Origin of the sequence: Achromobacter spanius (assembly GCF_003994415.1) — a bacterium.
In the GTDB taxonomy this organism is placed as follows: Bacteria; Pseudomonadota; Gammaproteobacteria; order Burkholderiales; family Burkholderiaceae_B; genus Achromobacter; species Achromobacter spanius_C.
This window is the reverse complement of record NZ_CP034689.1, coordinates 2,459,003-2,477,563: the sequence shown is the minus strand read 5'-3', so window position 1 is coordinate 2,477,563 and position 18,561 is coordinate 2,459,003. Positions and strand designations below refer to the sequence as shown.

Genomic DNA, 18,561 nt, shown 5'->3' with positions numbered 1-18,561 from the left:
CCTCCATGTCCGCGCTTCCTCCCAACGCGCCGCCCTTGGCGCCGCCCGAGCTGCACATCGCCAGTCTGGTTGTGCATGCCCTGCCCCACCGCTTGCCCGACGTTCGCGCCGCCATCCTGGCGATAGCAGGGTCGGACATCCATGGCGCGTCCGACACCGGCAAGCTGGTCGTCACGCTGGAAGCGCCCACCACCGACGACATGATGGCGCGGATCTCCGAGATCCAGCGCCTGGAAGGCGTACTGGCTTCGGCGCTGGTCTACCAGCATGCCGACACGCTGGCCGCGATGAACGAGGAGATTGGCGATGTCCATGGCTCGTAGAGATTTCATCAAGCAGTCCGCCGCCGCGGCGGCCGCCACCGTGGCGGGTATACCCATCGTCGGCATGACGCAGAACATCGTGACGGAATCCGAGGCCGCCAAGCTCAAATGGTCCAAGGCGCCCTGTAGGTTCTGCGGGACCGGCTGCGGCGTGAACGTTGCGGTGAAGGACAACCAGGTCGTGGCCACGCATGGCGATTTCAATGCCGATGTGAACAAGGGCCTGAACTGCGTCAAGGGTTATTTCCTGTCAAAAATCATGTACGGCAACGACCGGCTGACCACGCCGCTGTTGCGCATGAAAGACGGCAAGTACGCCAAGGACGGTGAATTCGCCCCGGTGTCCTGGGACCAGGCCTTCGACGTGATGGCCGAACAGTTCAAGCGCGTGCTTAAAGACAAGGGGCCGACCGCCGTGGGCATGTTCGGCTCGGGCCAATGGACCATCTGGGAAGGCTACGCCGCGCTCAAGCTGATGAAGGCGGGCTTTCGGTCGAACAACCTGGACCCGAACGCGCGCCACTGCATGGCGTCGGCGGCGGTGGGCTTCATGCGTACCTTCGGCGCCGACGAACCCATGGGCTGTTATGACGACATTGAGAACGCCGATGCCTTCGTGCTGTGGGGTTCGAACATGGCCGAGATGCACCCCATCCTGTGGACCCGCGTCACCGACCGCCGCCTGTCCGCGCCCAAGACGCGCGTGGTGGTGCTATCCACCTTCGAACACCGCTCTTACGAGCTGGCCGACCTGACGCTGACCTTCACGCCGCAGACCGACCTGGCCATCCTGAACTACATCGCCAACTACATCATCCAGACCAAGCGGGTGAACCGCGACTTCGTCGACAAGCACACCGTGTTTCACGAAGGCAATACCGACATCGGCTATGGCCTGCGCCCCGATCACCCCTTGCAGAAAGCCGCCAAGAACGCGGACAAGGCCGGCGGATCCAAGCCCATCACCTTCGATGAATTCGCCAAGTTCGTCTCGAAATACGACCTGGAATACACCTCCAAGCTGACGGGTGTGCCACAAAAGCAGTTGCGTGATCTGGCCGAGCTTTACGCCGACCCGAAGATCCGCGTGACCTCTTTCTGGACAATGGGTTTCAACCAGCATACGCGCGGCGTGTGGGCCAACAACATGGCCTACAACATCCATCTGCTGACCGGCAAGATCTCGACGCCCGGCAACAGCCCGTTCTCATTGACGGGCCAGCCATCGGCCTGTGGCACCGCGCGCGAAGTGGGCACGTTTTCGCATCGGCTGCCGGCCGACCTGGTGGTGACCAACCCCAAGCATCGCGCACACGCCGAAGAGATCTGGCAACTGCCCGATGGCACCATCCCCGACAAGGTGGGCGCGCACGCCGTGTTGCAGAACCGCATGCTGAAGGACGGCACCATCAACGCCTACTGGGTGATGGTGAACAACAACATGCAGGCAGCCGCCAACCTGATGAACGAAGGGCTGCCCGGCTACCGCAACCCGGCCAATTTCATTGTGGTGTCGGACGCCTACCCCACGGTCACGACCATTTCGGCCGACCTGATCCTGCCCACCGCCATGTGGGTGGAAAAAGAAGGCGCCTACGGCAACGCCGAACGGCGCACGCAGTTCTGGCATCAGTTGGTGAACGCGCCGGGCGACGCGCGTTCGGACCTGTGGCAGTTGATGGAATTTTCCAAGCGCTTCAAGGTGGAAGAAGTCTGGCCCGCCGATCTGCTGGCCAAGAAACCCGAATATCGCGGCAAGACGCTGTTTGACGTGCTGTACGCCAACGGCAAGGTCAACAAATTCCCCAACAGCGAATTGAACGCGGAATACGAAAACCAGGAAGCCAAGGCATTCGGCTTCTATGCGCAAAAGGGCCTGTTCGAGGAATACGCCGAGTTCGGACGGGGCCATGGCCACGACCTGGCGCCCTTCGACACCTACCACGAGGTGCGCGGCCTGCGTTGGCCGGTGGTCAACGGCAAGGAAACGCTGTGGCGCTACCGCGAAGGCAGCGACCCCTATGTGAAGGCCGGCGCGGGCTTCGAGTTCTACGGCCACCCCGACGGTCGCGCCATCATCTATGCCCTGCCCTACGAACCGCCGCCGGAATCCCCCGACAAGGAATATCCCTTCTGGCTGTCCACTGGCCGCGTTCTGGAGCACTGGCATTCCGGGTCCATGACGCGGCGCGTGCCCGAGCTGTATCGCGCCTTTCCCAACGCGGTCTGTTTCATGCACCCCGACGACGCCCAGGCGATGGGCTTGCGACGCGGCGTGGAGGTTGAAATCGAATCGCGGCGCGGCAAGATGCGTACCCGCCTGGAAACGCGCGGACGCAACAAGCCGCCGCGCGGCCTGGTGTTCGTGCCGTGGTTCGACGCCGGCCAGTTGATCAACAAAGTCACGCTGGACGCCACCGACCCGATCTCGTTCCAGACCGACTTCAAGAAGTGCGCGGTCAGGATCGTCAAAGTCTGAAGGTCTGGGGGAGACAGCCATGAACCACCACGCCGCCACCATCGCCATCGCTCTTGTTGCGGGTTTCCTGTTGAATCCCGCCGCCCGGGCCGCCCCGCCGTTCGAGGTCGTAGACCCCATGCGAGGGCCCACGCCCGTTGCCGAAGAGGCCGACCCGCCCCTGATCAGCCCCATCGAAAACAAGGACATCAAGCGGATGCGCACGTATTCAATGCAGCCGCCCACCATTCCGCACAAGATCGACGGCTATCAGATCGACAAGAACTACAACCGCTGCCTGGCCTGCCATGCGCGCGTGAACACCGAGGAAACCCAGGCCCCGCCGCTAAGCGTCACGCACTACATGGACCGCGACAGCAATGTGCTGGCCGAGGTCTCGCCACGCAGGTATTTCTGTGTGCAATGCCATGTGCCGCAGGCCGAGGCCAAGCCGCTGGTGTCCAACACTTATCAGGACATCGACGTGATCCTCAAGCGCCTGACCGCCCCGGCGACAGACAAGAAGTAAGGGACAGGACGCCGCCATGGTCAAGCTGCTAAAGCGCTACTGGAACATCATCCGCCGCCCCAGCGTGCATTTCAGCCTGGGCTTTCTGACGATAGGCGGCTTCATCGGCGGCATCCTGTTCTGGGGCGCCTTCAACACCGCGATGGAGCTCACCAACACCGAAAAGTTCTGCACCGGCTGCCATGAAATGCGCGACAACGTCTATGCGGAATTGAAGGGCACCATCCACTTCACCAACCGTTCGGGCGTGCGCGCGCTGTGTTCGGACTGCCACGTGCCGCACAACTGGACGGACAAGATCGCCCGCAAGATGCAGGCGTCCAAGGAAGTCTGGGGCAAGATCTTCGGCACCATCGACACGCGCGAAAAGTTCGTCGACAAGCGGCTGGAACTGGCTCAGCACGAATGGGCGCGCTTCAAGGCAAACGATTCGCTGGAATGCCGCAACTGCCACAACTACGAATACATGGACTTCACGCGCCAGAGCGTGCGCGCGCAGAACATGCATTCGACCTATCTGGCGGACAAGTCCAAGACCTGTATCGATTGCCACAAGGGTATCGCGCACACCTTGCCGCATATTCCGCCGGGGCAGACGTCCAACGCGACGCCGGCCGCCATCGCACCCAAGGAAATAGCCAAGGCGGAGCCAGCCAGTGCGACCCGCTGACGCACCGCCGCCCTTGCTGGCCGCCAGCGGCCTGTGTTGCCCGCGTGGCGGTGTGGCGGGGCAAGGCCTGGGCGCCTTGCACTTCGACCTGCACGCCGGCCAGTTGCTGCACTTGCATGGCGCCAATGGCAGCGGCAAGACCAGCGTGCTGCGCATGCTGGCCGGTTTGCTGCAGCCCGTGGCTGGCGCCTTGCATGCACGGGGCCGTGACGTGTCGCGCGACCCATCGTCCTACTTTGCGCAGATGGCGTATCTGGGCCACGCCAATGGGCTGTGTGCGGACCTTACCGCGTTGGAGAACCTGCGCTACAGCCTGCATGTTTCCGGCGTGCCGCAATGCGATGACGCCATCGCGGCGGGGTTGGCCAACTGGCGCTTGCATGATTGCCTGCATACCCCGGCGGCCCGCCTGTCGCAAGGGCAGGCGCGTCGGGTGGCGCTGGTGGCCGTGATGCTTAGCGGCAAGCCGCTATGGCTGCTGGACGAACCCGATGCGGGGCTGGACGCGTCCAGCCTGGCGCAACTATGGGCCAGGCTGGACGCGCACCTGGACGGTGGCGGCGCGGCGGTGGTGGCCTGCCATCGGCAACCCCTAACCGCGCCCGATCGCCTGCAAACCCTGAACATGGATGACTACGCGGATGCTGGCCACGCTGTCTCAGTTGGTGTTGCGTGACATCCGGCTGGCCTGGCGACGGCCCGCCGACACGCTGGGCGCCACCTTGTTCTTCGTGGTGGCCGGATCGCTGTTTCCGCTGGCGGTCGGCCCCGACCCGGTGCTGCTGCGCGCCATTGGCCCCGGCGTGCTGTGGGTGTGTGCGCTGCTGGGCATCTTGCTGAGCCTGCATCGCCCTTTCACCCAGGACCACGACAACGGCGCGCTGGAGCAGTTGCTGGTGTCGCCGCATCCGCTGCCGCTGCTGGTGGGCGTGAAGCTGGCGGCGCACTGGTTCAGCGCTTGCGTCCCGCTTATTCTTGCCAGCCCCATCCTGGCATTGCAGTTTGATTTGCCGCCACAAGCCATCGGCGTGCTGGTCCTGTCCCTGCTGTTGGGCACCCCCACGCTGGCGCTGGTGGGCGGCCTGGGCGCGGCGCTGACGCTGGGCCTGCGTGGCGCCGCGCTGTTGCCCTTGCTGGTGTTGCCGCTGTATGTGCCGGTGCTGATCTTTGGCGCGGGCGCGGTGTCGGCCAAGCACGCCGGGCTGGGCGCCGGGCCGCAACTGTCGCTGCTGGGCGCGTGCCTGTGCCTGGCGATCCTGCTATGCCCCTGGAGCGCGTCCGCCGCGCTGCGCGTGGCGCTGGAATGAGAGGATCCATGCACAAGTCACCTGTCTTCGAACCACGCGGCGTGGCAACGGCGTCGGCATCGGGCGCGGACCCGGACTTGAACGCGGGCTCAGGCTCTGGCATGCGCTCGCGCCCTGGCTGGATGCGCTACGCATCGCCCGCTGTGTTCTACCCGCTGGCCGGCCGATTGATCCCCTGGCTGGCGCTGGCCGCCGCCCTTTTTGCCGCCGCCGGTTTGTACGTTGGCCTGGTGGTCGCGCCCCCGGACAGTCAGCAGGGCGAGGTCTATCGCATCCTGTTCATTCATGTGGCGGCCGCATGGATGTCGATGTTCCTGTACCTGGTGATGGCGGGCTATGCCGCGCTCGGCCTGATCTACCACACGCGCCTGTCGTTCATGATGATGCGCGCGCTGGCGCCTACCGGCGCGCTCTTCACCTTCCTGACCTTGTGGACCGGCGCGCTGTGGGGCAAACCCACCTGGGGCGCGTGGTGGGTCTGGGACGCACGGCTGACGTCGGAATTGATTCTGCTGTTTCTGTACCTGGGCTTCATTGCCCTGCAAGCGGCCACCGACGACGTCCGCCGGGCCGACCGCAGCGGCGCCATCCTGCTGCTGGCCGGCGTGATCAACGTGCCCATCATCTATTTCTCGGTGCGGTGGTGGAGCACGCTGCACCAGGGCGCATCCATCAACCTGACCACCGCGCCCAGCATGGCGCGCATCATGCTGACGGCCATGCTGCTGATGGTGGCGGCGTTCTGGCTTTACAGCGCGGCGGTGGCGCTGGCGCGCGTGCGCGGGTTGATCGCGCAGCGCGAACCGGGCGCTGTGAACGCGGGCCACACAAAGCGCCAGGAGGCGCCATGAGCTGGGACATGCTGTTTTCCTTGCAAGGCCATGGCCCGTACATACTGGGCGCCTACGGCGTGACGGCGGCGTTGATGGGGCTGGAAGTTTATTTGCTGTGGCGCCGCGCGCGCAGGCAAGCCGGCCCGCACACTCGGCGCACCCCGCGCCCGCCCCTTGGCCCAGGCGCTGAAGCGAGGCGCCCATGAGCCCGCGCAAGCGGCGCGCCTGGGCCATTGCCGGCGGACTGACGCTGCTGGCCCTGGCCACCACGCTGATCTTGAACGCGCTGCAATCGAACCTGGTGTTCTTCTTCAGCCCCAGTCAGGTCGTCGCGAAAGAAGCCCCAGCCAACGGCAGCTTCCGCGTGGGCGGCTTGGTTGAACAGGGTTCGGTGCGTCGCGAACCCGACGGCGTGACCCTGCGCTTCATCGTGACCGACACCGCGCACACCGTGCCCGTGGCCTACCAGGGGCTGCTGCCCGACCTGTTCCGCGAAGGCAAGGGCGTGGTGGTGGCGGGCAAGCTGGGCGCGGACGGCGTGTTTCGCGCCACGCAGGTACTGGCCAAGCATGATGAAAACTACATGCCGCCGGAAGCCGCCGATGCAATCAAGCGCGCTGCTGGCGCATCCGGTGGCGCGGTTGACGTGACCGGCAACGTCGCCGGTGCTCGGGTGGGTGCGGCAAGCACCGTCGCCGCCGACTACACCGCTCGCCCGGAGGCCCGATGATTCCCGAGATCGGCCTGTTCAGCCTGATCCTGGCGCTGCTGGTGGCGTTGGCCCAGGCAACGTTGCCGCTGATCGGCGCCGCCACTGGCTGGCAGGCGGGGTTGCGGGTGGCCAGGCCCGCCGCCGTGGGCCAGTTCTGCCTGACGTCGCTGGCCTTTGGCTGCCTGGCCTGGTCGTTCGTCGACAACGATTTTTCGGTGTTGTACGTGGCCGGCAACTCGCACGCCGACCTGCCCACCGCCTATCGCTTTGCCGCCGTGTGGGGCGGGCATGAGGGGTCGCTGCTGCTGTGGCTTTACCTGCTTACGGCCTGGACCCTGGCGGTGGCCGTCTTCAGCCGCCGCCTGCCCTTGCCCTTCACCGGGCGCGTGCTGGCGGTCATGGGCTGGATCAGCGTGGGCTTTCTGCTGTTCCTGCTGTTCCTGTCCAACCCCTTCGAACGGCTGATGCCGCCCGCCATGGCCGGGCGCGACCTGAACCCGCTGCTGCAAGACCCGGGCATGATCGTGCACCCACCCATGCTGTACATGGGCTACGTGGGTTTTTCCGTGGCCTTCGCCTTTGCGATCGCGGCGCTGCTGTCGGGCGAGCTGGACGCGCTGTGGGCGCGCTGGGTGCGCCCCTGGACCTTGGCCGCGTGGACCTTCCTGACCGTGGGCATCCTGTTGGGCAGCGCCTGGGCGTATTACGTATTGGGCTGGGGCGGCTGGTGGTTCTGGGACCCGGTGGAAAACGCCTCGTTCATGCCCTGGCTGGCGGGCACCGCGCTGATTCACTCGCTGATCGTCACCGAACGCCGGGGCGCGTTCCGCAGTTGGACCGTGCTGCTGGCCATCTGCACGTTTTCGCTCAGCATCCTGGGCACGTTTCTGGTCCGCTCGGGCGTGCTCACCTCGGTACACGCATTCGCGGTGGACCCCGGGCGGGGCCTGTACATCCTGGCGTTCATGACCGTGATCGTGGGCGGCTCGCTGGTGCTGTATGCCTGGCGCGCGCCCTCGGTGGGCCTGGGCGGCGGGTTTTCCTTGCTGTCGCGCGAATCGCTGTTGCTGTCCAACAATGTCGTGCTGACGGTGGCGGCGGGCGCGGTGCTGTTGGGCACGTTGTACCCGGTGGTGCTCGACGTATTGGACTGGGGCAAGATATCCATCGGCCCGCCCTACTTCGAAGCGGTGTTCGTACCGTTGATGACGCCCGCGATCTTCCTGATGGGCGTGGGGCCGGTGGCGCGCTGGAAACAGGCCGAAGTGCCCGACCTGGCGCGCAAGCTGCGCGCAGCCTTCGTCGTCAGCGTGTTGACCGCCGTGTTGCTGCCGCTGGCCATGCCGGGGCCGGCGCGCCTGGGTTCGCCGCTGGTCATGCTGGGCTTGTGGCTGGCCGCCTGGTCGGTGGCCGCGGCCGGCTCGCATGCGTGGCAGCGGCTGACCGACGGCGCCGATGGCGAATGGCTGCGGCGCCTTGGGCGGCAGCCGCGGTCCTGGTACGGCATGCTGCTGGCGCACGCCGGCATCGGCATCTTCATCGCGGGCGTCACATTGGCCAACGGCTATGAGGTCAAGCACGAGATCCGCATGGAGCTGGGCGCCACCCAGGAAGCCGGCGGCTACCAATTCACGTTTGCCGGCATCGCGCCCGCAGCCGGCCCCAACTACAACGCCCAGCGCGCCGTGTTCAACGTCACGCGCGACGGCAATCCGGTGGTGACGCTCTACCCGGAAAAGCGCCTGTACACCGTGCAGGACATGGCCTTGAGCCAGGCCGACATCGACAGCGGCCCCACCCGCGACCTCTTCGTGGCCTTGGGCGAACCGGTGGGCGAACCCGGCGGCAAGGTTGCCTGGACCGTACGCATCCAGGTCAAGCCTTTCATGATGTGGATCTGGGCGGGTTGCCTCTTGATGGCCTTGGGCGGTCTGCTGGCCGCGGGCGACAAGCGCTATCGCCGCCAGCAAGAGGCAGTGGCACGCCAGGCCCAGCGCGGTTTGGCGACGCCACGGCACCAGCCACGGGAGGGCTATTGATGCGCTACGTGCTGCCGCTGGCCGTCTTCATGGCAATGGCCGTGTTCCTGGCGATGGGTCTGTCACGCGACCCGCGCGCCGTGCCGTCCGCCATGATCGACAAGCCGGCCCCGCCTATCGACCTGCCGGTGCTGCAGGCGCCCGGCGAACGGCTGGACGTGCAAGCGCTGCGCGGGCAGGTGTGGTTGCTGAACGTGTGGGCGTCGTGGTGCGCACCCTGCCAGGAAGAATTGCCGGTGCTGCGCGAGGCCGCCCAGCGCCACGCCATTCCGCTGTACGGCTTGAACTACAAGGACAAGCCCGAAGACGCCGTCGCCTGGCTGGCGCGCAACGGCAACCCTTACGTGGCCTCGGCCAGCGACACGGATGGCCGCGTGGGCATCGAGTATGGCGTCTACGGCGTGCCGGAAACCTTCGTCATCGACGGCGCCGGCCGCATCCGCCACAAGCACCTGGGCCTGATCACGCCAGAGATCTTCCAGATGCGGATCCTGCCGATCGTCGAGGCGCTGAAATGAGCGCGCGGCGGCAAACGCGCATGGGCCTGTGGCTGAAGTCGTGGGCGGCGTTGTGTGGCGTTGCGCTGCTGGGATTGCTGCTGGTGCTGACAGTGGCCGCGCCCGCCGCGCACGCCGCCACGCTTTCCTCGGCAGCCTCGCTGCCCACGCTATCGCCCGCCGACCAACAGCGCGCCGACAAACTGGCGCACGGCTTGCGCTGCCTGGTCTGCCAGAACCAGACCCTGGCCGACTCCAATGCGCCGCTGGCCCAGGACATGCGCAACCTGATCCATGCGCAATTGGCCCAAGGCCGCAGCGACGCGCAGATCATGCGTTTTTTTGAAGACCGTTACGGTGACTTCGTGCGCTATGACCCGCCCTTCAAGCCGATTACCTGGCTGCTGTGGCTGGGGCCATTCGCCTTGCTGGTGCTGGGCTTCTGGATGTTGATACGCACCCTGAAGCGGCGCGCCGTGGCCCGTGCGCCGTTGACGGCCGACGAACGCGCCCGCGCCGCGAACTTTCTGGACACAGGCTCATGACCACGCTCTGGATCATCGTCGTGCTGCTGTTGCTGGCGACCCTGCTGTGCCTGATTCCTCCGCTACTGCGCCGCGCGCCCACCCACGCGACGGCGGCCAACGAAACCCTGCGCGCGTTCTATCTGGCGCAGCGCGAACAATTGCAGCGCGACCTGCGCACCGGCAGTTTGAGCCCCGAGGCAAAGGCGCGGGCCGAGGAAGAATTGCAGCGTGAACTATTGCAAGATCTGGCGGCACGCCAACCTCGGTTGGGGCCGGCGGGCGGCCAGCGCGCAGGCCTTGCCGCCGCCTGTCTGTTGAGCGTGCTGATCCCCGTTGCTGCCGTGTTGCTGTATGGAAAGCTGGGCAACCCGCGCGCGGCAGCGGACATGACTGTGGCGCGCACCGCGCCCGCGCATGCCAGCATGGCGGGCATCGAAGCGGCGGACAGGGCCGGCGGAGGGACCCGCAATACGGCCAGGAATGGGACCGACAACGCGGCTGACAACGAGGCAGGCAACGCGGCTGGCAATGACATGGTTCTGGCCATCAACGCCTTGGCGCAACGGCTGCGGGCGGCGCCGGATGACGCCGACGGCTGGTATACGCTGGCACGCTCCTACGAAACACTGGGACGCTACACGGACGCGGTGGCGGCGTATCGGCAGGTGCTGCGGCTGGTGCCGGAGCAGCCCGCCGTGTTGGCGGACCTGGCCGACGCCCAGCTCTCGGCCAATCAGGGCAAGCCAGACGCCGAGGCCATCGCGGCGGTGGCGCGCGCACTGCTTGCCGACCCGGACCAGCCCAAGGCCCTGGCGCTGGCGGGCATGATGGCGCTGCGCCGGGGCGACGCGGCCGAAGCATTGGTCCATTGGGAACGCCTGCAAGCGCTGCTGCCGACGGGCTCCGAGGCCGCGCGCCAGATCCAGTCGAACATTGCCCAGGCGCGCGCGACAGCGGCTGGCGCACCGATCACGCCACCAGACAGCGGCAGTGCAATCAACGCATCGAGCAACGCATCGATCAACGCTTCGAACAACTCATCGATCAACGCTTCGAATACGATTTCGGCCAACACGTCGACCGCCCCGTCGACCAGCTCCACCTCCACGACGCCGCCCAACCGCGTGTCTCCCGCCCGCTCGGCTCCCGCCCGCATTTCCGGCACCGCGCGCATTGCCGACGCGCTGCACGATCAGGTCCAGCCCGGCGATACGGTTTTCATCCTGGCGCGTCCCGTCTCGGGTTCGCGCATGCCGCTGGCCATCACGCAGTGGCGCGTGTCGGACCTGCCGCGCGCCTTTGTCCTGGATGACAGCAACGCCATGTCGCCGCAGGCCACGCTATCCGGGGCCAGCCGCGTGCGGGTCGAGATCCGCGTCAGCCGCTCGGGCACCGCCGCGGCCCAGCCCGGCGACCTGTCCGGCGTGCTGCCCGACGTGGACATCCGCGCACGCGACCTGGAGCTGGTGGCCGACACCGTGGTGCGTTGACACGCTCCCGGGTTGCCGGCCGGCTACGGGCTAAGCCGCCGACAGCGGTTAGAGCCGCTATACCGGCTGCCCCAGGTAAACCGGGGCGCCGCGCTAAAGCGGCTCCCCTGCCATACCTGCCATACCTGCCATACCTGCCATACCTGCCATACCTGCCATACCGCGATGCCGCGATACCGCGATACCGCTACACCCGCTCGATCCGCGCCGGCAGGCCCTGGCGCACAGCGGCGCCAGACACCCAGTCGATCCAGACGTTGGCGTGTTCGCCGCGCGTGGCGTCGCCAAAGCCCAGATCGTTCAGGTTGACGCCCGCCGCCAGCGTGGTGTCATGCGGCATGGGTTTGCCGTCCACCACGTGCGCGCGCGCCCCCAGCTCGGTATGGCCGTAGCCATGTTCGATGCCGACCGCGCCCGGCTGGACGCCATCGCGCAGCAAGGCCAACCCCGTCACGGCGCCGCCCGGTGTCACCACGCGCACGGCGTCGCCGTTGCGAATGCCCAGCCGCTCGCCATCTTGCCGGTTGATCGACACCGGGTTGTGCGGATGGACCTGGCGCAGCCGGCTAACGCCGATGGACATCGAGCTCATCAGGTTCGACTTGAACGACGTCAGCAAGAAAGGCCAGTCCGTGGCGGGATACTCGGCGCGCACGTCGCGGCCATCCGCCAGGCGCGGCGGATACCAGGTCGGACAGCCGCTGTAGCGCTCGCCCGTCATGGCATGTCGGAACGCCGCCAGGTCTTCGCTCCATAGCTGCAAGGGCTTGGCGTAGGCGGCGCGGGTCTGGCGGGTCTCGTCGCTTTGCACCCAGGCGTCATCCACCTTGTCGAAGCGCCCCCCGCGGCTCATCAGCATGGCCACCTGGCGCCACTCGCCCGGCTTCAACTTGTATTCAAGCAGGCGGCGGTAGCGGTCCACGCCGGTCAGCGCCATGTCTTCATCGCTGGCTTCGGGCACGGGGCGGCCGGCCGCGAAGGCGATGTTGGCCATGCCACGCAGGAAGAAGTCTTCGGGCGTGTCCAGCGCGTGCTTGCCGCCGTCCTTGTCGGTGATGGCGTTGGCGCCAAAGCCCGGCATGCCCAGGCGCTTGGCGCAGGCGATCAAGAACGTTTCCAGGCACACCGGTTCATCCGTGGCGGTGCGCGCCACGCGCGGCCGCACGGCCGGCCAGCGCACCGTGGACGCCTTGGCCACCACGTCGGCCCACGGCGCCGACACGCCCCAGCTTTCGTAGGTGACGGTGTCCGGCACGATGTAGTCGGCCAGCGCGTTGGTCTCGTTGATGAAGGGGTTGATCGACACCGATAGCGGCAGGATGCGCGGGTCCTTCATCTTGTCGGCCAGCACCGACTTGAAGCCCGCGATGCCGTACACCGGGTTGCTCATGTGGTTGAACCACACCTTGGCGCGATACGGATACCCCGCCAGCGCGGACGCCAGCATTTCCGAACTAAGCCCGCCAGTGGCCGGATACCAGGGCGCCTCGGCCGGATACGCGGGCTGCCCCGCCGCCTGCTTGCGCTTGAATTCGCTGGACTTCTCGTAGGGGTAACGGTTGCGCGACAGCGCGACGCCCTTGGGCGTCGCGCGGTTGGCGAAGCCCGCGATGTTGTAGCGCGGGCCGGGGCCGTAGGGCGGGAACGGGCCGGCGTCCAGCACCAGGCCGCCATCCACGTTCAGGTTGCCCACCAGGGTGTTCAACATGGCGATGGCGTAGGCGGTGTAGAAGCCCGCGCCGCTCATGGTGCCGCCGTGGGCGTCGGCCACGGCGCGCTTGCCGTGGCTGGTGAAGCGTTCTGCAAGCTGGGCGATCTTGTCAGCCGGCACGCCGCACAGGTCGGCGTATTCGTCCAAGGTTTTACGATGCGATTCCTGGCGCAGCAGCGCCAGCGAAGAACACACGCGCAAGGCTTGCGGCGCATCTGCCATGCCGGGCGCCGCGATGCGCTCATCCACGAACAAGGTCGCGGGCGATGCGCCAGTGTGCGGCGCCAGCGTGCCGTCTTCCAGACGCACGACATACACGTCTTGCCATTTGTCGTCGGCATCCGACGGGCGTGGCCAGCCCAGGTCCGCGCCGCGCAGGAAACTGCCCAGGCGCGGGTGGCCGGGTTCGGCCACGACCAGGTGCGTGGCGTTGGTCCAGGCGGCTTCGCCCGCCGCCTGCATGGCCTGCGGGCCGGGCTGCGCCAAGGCCTTGGCGTCAAAGCGCTCGTGGTCCAGAATCCAGCGGATCAGGCCCATGACCAGGGCCAAGTCGCTTGCTGGGTTCACCGGCAGCCATTCGTTGCCCGACCCGGCCGACAGGCTGGAGGACGCGGGCAGCACGGGCGACACGACCACGTAGGTGAAGCTGTTTTCTTCCGGACGCACGCGCGCTTCGGCCAACTGCCGGGCCTGACGCTGGAACGGGTTGCCGGCCTGCGCGGGCGCGGCGCCGATGAACAGGCCAAAGCGCGCGTTGTCCCAATCAGGCTTGCCATGCGGCATGCCCTTCAAATCGCCCAGCGCGGCGCCCGCCCCCACGCGGAAGCTCTGGCCGCAATACGACCCGTGATTGCTGACGTTGACCGTGCCGAAGGACTGCGCGGCAAAGCGCTGGATCAGCGGCGTGCGGCCTTCGTTGGAGGCGTCGGTGAACAGGAACTGGTTCACGCGCGCGCCGTACTCGGGGTTGGCGGGGTCCAGCAGCGTGTCGCGGTCGAAGATGGCGCGCAGGCCATCCACATGGCCTTCACCGAACAGGTCGCCGCCTTCGCACACTTCCTGCACCAGTTGTTCAAACGAGATGCTCTGCCACTTTCCTGCCCCGCGCGCGCCTACGCGCTTGAGCGGTTGCAGTACGCGGTACGGGCTTTGCAGTTGTTCCAGCATGGCCGAGCCGCGCGCGCAGGATGTGGCGCGCCCTTCCAGACCGTTGTCGCCACCCAGTTGCGCGTAGACCTCGCGCACGGGGGTTTCCATGGCGGCGGGGCGCGTGGTGGCCAGCGGATGATAAGGGTTGCCCGCCACGCGCAAGATGCGGTTTTCCGCCGTATCCACGCGCAGCCGCACGCCGCATTGGGTCCAACAGCCCAGGCAACTGGACGGGCTGACCGTCTGGCCGGGCTGCGGGCTCAGTACGCCCGTCAGCGGGTCGATACGGAATTCCGGCGTCAGCGAATTGCCGCGCACGGCATGCGCCGTGGGCGCGCCGGCCGTACCGTGGGCCAGGCCCTTGACGGCGCGCGTGACGGTTTCGCCATAGCCGGCCGCAAAGGCGGCCATGCCACCCGCGACCATGCCGCCCCGCACCATCAGCTTGCGCCGCGCCGCGTCCTGGGGCGTGTCCGGGGTTGTGGTCTGGTCCAGCTTGTCGTCTTCGTGTTGCTTGTTCATTGCTTTGTGTTCCATTGCTGTCAGGCCGCCATGCCGCGTGCACGCGCCGGGTAGGCTTCCAGGGCCCAGGTCACCGCGGTGATCAGGGCCACGCACAAGCCCAACACGCCCACCATGCCCAGCAACCCATCGCTGCCCCAGGGCATGTCGTACAGGTACAGGCCGGCGCCATACTTGGGCACGCCCTGCACGCTCATGAAGACCACCCAGCGAAAGATCCAGGCGGCGCCCAGCATCGTCAGCGCCAAGACGGCAGAAGGTAGTGGCGCGGCCAAGGTGGGCGCGGGCCGCTGCAACAGGGCGATCATGCAAAAACCCGTGATGACCGCGCCCGCCAGGCTCAGGCGCCAGATGGGAAACTCCGCGAACAACCGCAAGGCCGCATCAAACGACGGGTCGGCGCCCACGAGGCCCAGCGCGGCCCAGGCGCCCGCTCCCACCGCCATCAGGATCACCGCGGTCACGCTCAACCCGCGCAAGCACGCCACCGGCAAGGCCTTCATGCCGCCCGGCAGCCAACGGCCCACCAGGAACATGGCGCCCAGCGCGCCCAGCCAGGCCGTCAAGGCAAAGTTCACGGGCAGGAACGCCGTGTGCCACAAGGGCCGCGAGCGCAGCACCATGACTTCCGCGCCGGTGTAAACCAGGATGGACGCGGCGGACAGCGCCAGCGCCACGCCCAGCACGCGCAGCCAGACAATGCGCCCCCACCACCACGCGGCGTAGAACAGCACCGACAAGCCCACGAACACGGGCAGCAGCAAGGCGCCCAGCCACATCCACGACCAGGGCGTGATGTGCGCATAGAAATGCCAGAATCGGCCGGGCTGGTGCAGGTCGGCCAAGAGCGACACGGGCGCGGCGACGGCGCTGACCAGCAGCACGGTGGCCGCGGCCGGCAACAGGCGGCGCAAGGGCGAGCCGGCCTCGCCAAAGGCGGCAAAGACGGCGGTCAGCGCGGTGGTGGCGGCAATGCCGATAAGAAAGAAATATTGCACGGCCCAAGGCAGCCAAGCGGCGTCATAGACCGGCGTGAGCAATTCCGAGATCTGCATGAAAGTCCCCTTCAATGGCTCAATGTCCGCCAGCCAGACGCACGCCCGCCTGGCCATCGACCTGGTGGACAAAGGCGTCGGGCAGGCCGATGTAGTAGACGTGGGGGTCGGTCTTCATGTCTGGCTTGAGCACCTTGATGTCGGCCTTGTGTTCCTCAAGCAGCGTCGAGATGGCGCTGTCGGGGTCGTTCATGTCGCCAATGACGCGCGCGCCGCCCACGCAGCTTTCCACACAGGCCGGCAGCAGGCCGACTTCCAGGCGGTGTTCGCAGAACGTGCATTTGTCGGCCGTCTGCGTGTCGTGGTTGATGAAGCGGGCGTCGTAGGGACAGGCTTGCACGCAGTAGGCGCAGCCCACGCAGCGTTCGTTGTCGACCAGCACGATGCCGTCTTCGCGCTGAAACGTGGCCTGCACCGGGCAGACCGGCACACAGGGCGGGTTGTCGCAGTGGTTGCACAGGCGCGGCAGCATGACCATGGCGCTGGGACCGCCGGCGTCGGGGGTGACTTCGTATTGCAGGACAGTGGTGCGGAACTGCCCGATGGGCGGCAGGTTTTCCAGCGAACAACTGACCGTACAGGCCTGGCAGCCGATGCACTTGCGCAGGTCGACCACCATGCCATAGCGCTTGCCGGGCATGCCGGGACGGCGTGGCGGCTGGCCGTTCAGGCCGGTGGCTTCAGCATGGATGGGGATGATGGTGGCGGCGGCGCTCAGGCCAAGCAGCCCTTTGAGAAAACCGCGTTTGCCGCGTTGGGCAGGGTCGGGGGGAACGGGTGAGGCAGGCATTGCGGAGAACTCCGGACAGATAACATCTTGTTGCTATTAACTTATCACTCCTGGTTATATAGGACGTTGATATGAATCAAATCGGGGACAGAGAAGGGGCAACGGACGATAAAAATGCCCGCCGGTTGGGGCGGGCCTGGGGGCGGGCCTGGGTGTGGGCCTGGGTGCGCGGCTGAACCGGGGGGGGTGAACCCAGCGCTAGCCGTTCGCCACTACAGCGTCAATGCACGCCGCCACGCCGCGAGCTTCACATCGAACGAGGCGGCGGCGTGGGCCGGGCTGGTGGATGGCAGGTCAAGGTAGTCCATTGGCCGCGCCAGGGTGGGCAGGACGTGTCGGCGATACAGCGCGGCGGCCTTGCCGCCGTTGAAGCAGATGCGCGCAATGTCCGGATGACGGTCCAGGAACGACGCAAAATCATTCGGCACCAGCGTGTCGCGGCGGATGTCGGCGTCCAGGCTACCGGGGCGTTCGCAGGCATGCAGCACGTCCCATAGCGCGACGCCCGCCGCCTTCAGGGCCTGCAAGCGCAGCGCATAGTCCAGGCCCGGATCAAAGCCCAGCACTTGCGCCGCAATGGGCCAGAAGGCGTTGCGTGGATGGGCGTAGTAGCGGGCCTGTTCAAGCGATGCCACGCCGGGCATCGATCCCAGCACCAGCACCCGCGCATCGGGCGCGGCAACCGGGGCAAAGCCCCAAACCTGATCGGAGCGCCCGGCGGGCGCAAGCGTAACGCGGTGTTCCATGGCGGCAGGATACGTCAGACCGGGGGCCGGGCTCAAAAATTCGGATTATTCTTAAAAATCCCGGCCTCGCTGCTGGTGATCCAGGCCAGAAAAGATAAGTGGGAAGCAGGTTCAACGGCGTATCGAAGCCGGATCAATGCGGTCTCACCGCACTCGGTCGCCCCGGCAGCCAGAGCCGGTAATCGTCCGATTCATGGAACAGTCCTTATCAGAATCCGGTACTACTGAATCCTTGTTCCGCCCCTATCTTTACCCCCATGACGAACGGCCCCGAAGGGGCCGCGCAATAGGAATTAGATGCCATGAAGAAGATCCTCGGCCTGCACGCTGCTCCGCGCCCCCACTGGGTGGGCGACGGGTTCCCCGTGCGCTCGATGTTCTCGTATCACGACAACGACAAGATCAAGAATGTCAGCCCCTTTTTGCTGCTGGATTACGCCGGCCCGGCCAGGTTCGAGCCGGCCGAGCACCCGCGCGGCGTGGGCCAGCACCCTCATCGCGGCTTTGAAACCGTCACCATCGTCTACAGCGGCGAAGTCGAGCATCGCGACTCCACCGGCAACGGCGGCGTCATCGGCCCCGGCGACGTGCAATGGATGACGGCGGCGTCGGGCATCCTGCACGAAGAATTCCACTCGCCGGCGTTCACGCGTTCAGGCGGTGAACTGGAAATGGTGCAGCTATGGGTCAACCTGCCGGCCAAGGACAAGACCGCGGCGGCGGGCTACCAGAGCATTCTGAACGCGGACATTCCCACCGCCGCCCTGCCCGATGGCGCCGGCAGTGTGCGGGTGATCGCGGGCCACTTCGCGGGCTTGGCCGGCCCAGCACGCACCTTTACGCCCATGGACGTGTGGGACGTGCGCCTGAATGCCGGCAAGTCGGCAAGCTTTCCGATCGAGGCGGGCCGCAACAGCATGCTGGTGATGCTGCGCGGCACGGTGCTGATCAATGGCGAGTCGGTAGCGCGCGATGCGCAGTTGGCGCTGTTCTCCCAGGATGGCGAAGACATCACCGTCGAAGCCAACAACGACGCGGTGTTCCTGGTATTGAGCGGCGAGCCGATCAGCGAACCGGTGGTGGGTTACGGCCCCTTCGTGATGAACACGCAAGCCGAAATCATCGAAGCCATCCAGGACTTCAACGCCGGCCGCTACGGGCAGATGCACTGACGGTATTGGGGTTGAAGCGCCCGCTCGCCCT

18 protein-coding genes are annotated in these 18,561 nt (G+C 66.5%); 14 read left to right on the top strand and 4 right to left on the bottom strand.

What is annotated here, in order from left to right:
- The first annotated feature begins 5 nt into the window (after window positions 1-5).
- From ELS24_RS11540 to ccmI, 13 genes are all read left to right on the top strand, one after another.
- Window positions 6-323 carry a chaperone NapD gene (locus ELS24_RS11540; protein ID WP_127184183.1) on the top strand — a complete coding sequence of 106 codons (318 nt, stop codon included), beginning with the start codon at window positions 6-8 and terminating at the stop codon, window positions 321-323.
- A complete protein-coding gene (gene napA / locus ELS24_RS11535; RefSeq protein WP_050447995.1) occupies window positions 307-2,802 on the top strand; it encodes a periplasmic nitrate reductase subunit alpha in 2,496 nt (831 codons plus the stop codon). Before ELS24_RS11540 ends, napA begins: the two co-directional genes overlap by 17 nt.
- A 19-nt stretch (window positions 2,803-2,821) precedes the next feature.
- Entirely contained in the window at window positions 2,822-3,310 is a 489-nt protein-coding gene (locus tag ELS24_RS11530; protein WP_050447996.1) for a nitrate reductase cytochrome c-type subunit, read from the top strand.
- A 16-nt stretch (window positions 3,311-3,326) separates the two neighbouring features.
- Complete coding sequence (locus ELS24_RS11525; RefSeq protein WP_050447997.1) at window positions 3,327-3,980, top strand: cytochrome c3 family protein; 654 nt, start codon at window positions 3,327-3,329, stop codon at window positions 3,978-3,980.
- Window positions 3,967-4,656, top strand: a complete 690-nt coding sequence (gene ccmA, locus ELS24_RS11520; RefSeq protein ID WP_127184182.1) for a heme ABC exporter ATP-binding protein CcmA — start codon at window positions 3,967-3,969, stop codon at window positions 4,654-4,656. The genes ELS24_RS11525 and ccmA overlap by 14 nt, the downstream gene beginning before the upstream one ends.
- On the top strand, window positions 4,622-5,287 hold the full coding sequence (gene ccmB / locus ELS24_RS11515) for a heme exporter protein CcmB (protein WP_127186306.1): 666 nt from the start codon (window positions 4,622-4,624) through the stop codon (window positions 5,285-5,287). Before ccmA ends, ccmB begins: the two co-directional genes overlap by 35 nt.
- Window positions 5,288-5,388: 101 nt before the next feature.
- A complete protein-coding gene (ccmC, locus tag ELS24_RS11510) occupies window positions 5,389-6,138 on the top strand; it encodes a heme ABC transporter permease CcmC (RefSeq protein ID WP_127186305.1) in 750 nt (249 codons plus the stop codon).
- Window positions 6,135-6,326 carry a heme exporter protein CcmD gene (ccmD, locus tag ELS24_RS11505; protein WP_127184181.1) on the top strand — a complete coding sequence of 64 codons (192 nt, stop codon included), beginning with the start codon at window positions 6,135-6,137 and terminating at the stop codon, window positions 6,324-6,326. The genes ccmC and ccmD overlap by 4 nt, the downstream gene beginning before the upstream one ends.
- Window positions 6,323-6,850 (top strand): cytochrome c maturation protein CcmE, encoded by a 528-nt coding sequence (gene ccmE, locus ELS24_RS11500; RefSeq protein ID WP_240669493.1) that lies wholly within the window; start codon window positions 6,323-6,325, stop codon window positions 6,848-6,850. Before ccmD ends, ccmE begins: the two co-directional genes overlap by 4 nt.
- Window positions 6,847-8,871: a heme lyase CcmF/NrfE family subunit gene (locus tag ELS24_RS11495; protein ID WP_127184180.1), complete on the top strand. Its 2,025-nt coding sequence runs from the start codon at window positions 6,847-6,849 to the stop codon at window positions 8,869-8,871. The genes ccmE and ELS24_RS11495 overlap by 4 nt, the downstream gene beginning before the upstream one ends.
- Window positions 8,868-9,389, top strand: coding sequence for a DsbE family thiol:disulfide interchange protein (locus tag ELS24_RS11490; protein ID WP_083447438.1), 522 nt, complete (start codon window positions 8,868-8,870; stop codon window positions 9,387-9,389). Before ELS24_RS11495 ends, ELS24_RS11490 begins: the two co-directional genes overlap by 4 nt.
- A complete protein-coding gene (locus tag ELS24_RS11485; protein ID WP_127184179.1) occupies window positions 9,386-9,913 on the top strand; it encodes a cytochrome c-type biogenesis protein in 528 nt (175 codons plus the stop codon). Before ELS24_RS11490 ends, ELS24_RS11485 begins: the two co-directional genes overlap by 4 nt.
- Window positions 9,910-11,385 (top strand): c-type cytochrome biogenesis protein CcmI, encoded by a 1,476-nt coding sequence (gene ccmI / locus ELS24_RS11480; protein ID WP_127184178.1) that lies wholly within the window; start codon window positions 9,910-9,912, stop codon window positions 11,383-11,385. Before ELS24_RS11485 ends, ccmI begins: the two co-directional genes overlap by 4 nt.
- A gap of 187 nt (window positions 11,386-11,572) precedes the next feature.
- Here the strand turns inward: ccmI and ELS24_RS11475 are convergent, their stop codons facing one another.
- The 4 genes from ELS24_RS11475 to ELS24_RS11460 form a co-directional block, all read right to left on the bottom strand.
- Complete coding sequence (locus ELS24_RS11475) at window positions 11,573-14,767, bottom strand: tetrathionate reductase subunit A (protein WP_127184177.1); 3,195 nt, start codon at window positions 14,765-14,767, stop codon at window positions 11,573-11,575.
- Window positions 14,768-14,787: 20 nt separating this feature from the next.
- The gene (gene nrfD, locus ELS24_RS11470; protein ID WP_127184176.1) at window positions 14,788-15,822 is read right to left on the bottom strand and encodes an NrfD/PsrC family molybdoenzyme membrane anchor subunit; all 1,035 of its coding nucleotides are present in this window, start codon (window positions 15,820-15,822) and stop codon (window positions 14,788-14,790) included.
- A 19-nt stretch (window positions 15,823-15,841) separates the two neighbouring features.
- Window positions 15,842-16,612, bottom strand: a complete 771-nt coding sequence (gene dsrO / locus ELS24_RS11465) for a sulfate reduction electron transfer complex DsrMKJOP subunit DsrO (RefSeq protein ID WP_127184175.1) — start codon at window positions 16,610-16,612, stop codon at window positions 15,842-15,844.
- A gap of 212 nt (window positions 16,613-16,824) precedes the next feature.
- Entirely contained in the window at window positions 16,825-17,358 is a 534-nt protein-coding gene (locus tag ELS24_RS11460; RefSeq protein WP_050448005.1) for a DNA-deoxyinosine glycosylase, read from the bottom strand.
- 302 nt (window positions 17,359-17,660) lie between these two features.
- On the opposite strand from ELS24_RS11460, the gene ELS24_RS11455 reads away from it, so the two are divergent.
- Window positions 17,661-18,530 carry a pirin family protein gene (locus tag ELS24_RS11455; RefSeq protein ID WP_050448006.1) on the top strand — a complete coding sequence of 290 codons (870 nt, stop codon included), beginning with the start codon at window positions 17,661-17,663 and terminating at the stop codon, window positions 18,528-18,530.
- Window positions 18,531-18,561 lie beyond the last annotated feature (31 nt).

Coding starts and splice junctions, on each gene's coding strand:
- ccmI (WP_127184178.1), top strand. CDS start 9,910: ATGACCACGCTCTGGATCATCGTCGTGCTGCTGTTGCTGGCGACCCTG.
- ccmB (WP_127186306.1), top strand. CDS start 4,622: ATGCTGGCCACGCTGTCTCAGTTGGTGTTGCGTGACATCCGGCTGGCC.
- ccmE (WP_240669493.1), top strand. CDS start 6,323: ATGAGCCCGCGCAAGCGGCGCGCCTGGGCCATTGCCGGCGGACTGACG.
- ELS24_RS11540 (WP_127184183.1), top strand. CDS start 6: ATGTCCGCGCTTCCTCCCAACGCGCCGCCCTTGGCGCCGCCCGAGCTG.
- ELS24_RS11460 (WP_050448005.1), bottom strand. CDS start 17,358: ATGGAACACCGCGTTACGCTTGCGCCCGCCGGGCGCTCCGATCAGGTT.
- ELS24_RS11525 (WP_050447997.1), top strand. CDS start 3,327: ATGGTCAAGCTGCTAAAGCGCTACTGGAACATCATCCGCCGCCCCAGC.
- ELS24_RS11475 (WP_127184177.1), bottom strand. CDS start 14,767: ATGAACAAGCAACACGAAGACGACAAGCTGGACCAGACCACAACCCCG.
- ELS24_RS11495 (WP_127184180.1), top strand. CDS start 6,847: ATGATTCCCGAGATCGGCCTGTTCAGCCTGATCCTGGCGCTGCTGGTG.
- ELS24_RS11455 (WP_050448006.1), top strand. CDS start 17,661: ATGAAGAAGATCCTCGGCCTGCACGCTGCTCCGCGCCCCCACTGGGTG.
- ccmC (WP_127186305.1), top strand. CDS start 5,389: ATGCGCTCGCGCCCTGGCTGGATGCGCTACGCATCGCCCGCTGTGTTC.
- dsrO (WP_127184175.1), bottom strand. CDS start 16,612: ATGCCTGCCTCACCCGTTCCCCCCGACCCTGCCCAACGCGGCAAACGC.
- ccmD (WP_127184181.1), top strand. CDS start 6,135: ATGAGCTGGGACATGCTGTTTTCCTTGCAAGGCCATGGCCCGTACATA.
- ELS24_RS11485 (WP_127184179.1), top strand. CDS start 9,386: ATGAGCGCGCGGCGGCAAACGCGCATGGGCCTGTGGCTGAAGTCGTGG.
- napA (WP_050447995.1), top strand. CDS start 307: ATGTCCATGGCTCGTAGAGATTTCATCAAGCAGTCCGCCGCCGCGGCG.
- ELS24_RS11530 (WP_050447996.1), top strand. CDS start 2,822: ATGAACCACCACGCCGCCACCATCGCCATCGCTCTTGTTGCGGGTTTC.
- nrfD (WP_127184176.1), bottom strand. CDS start 15,822: ATGCAGATCTCGGAATTGCTCACGCCGGTCTATGACGCCGCTTGGCTG.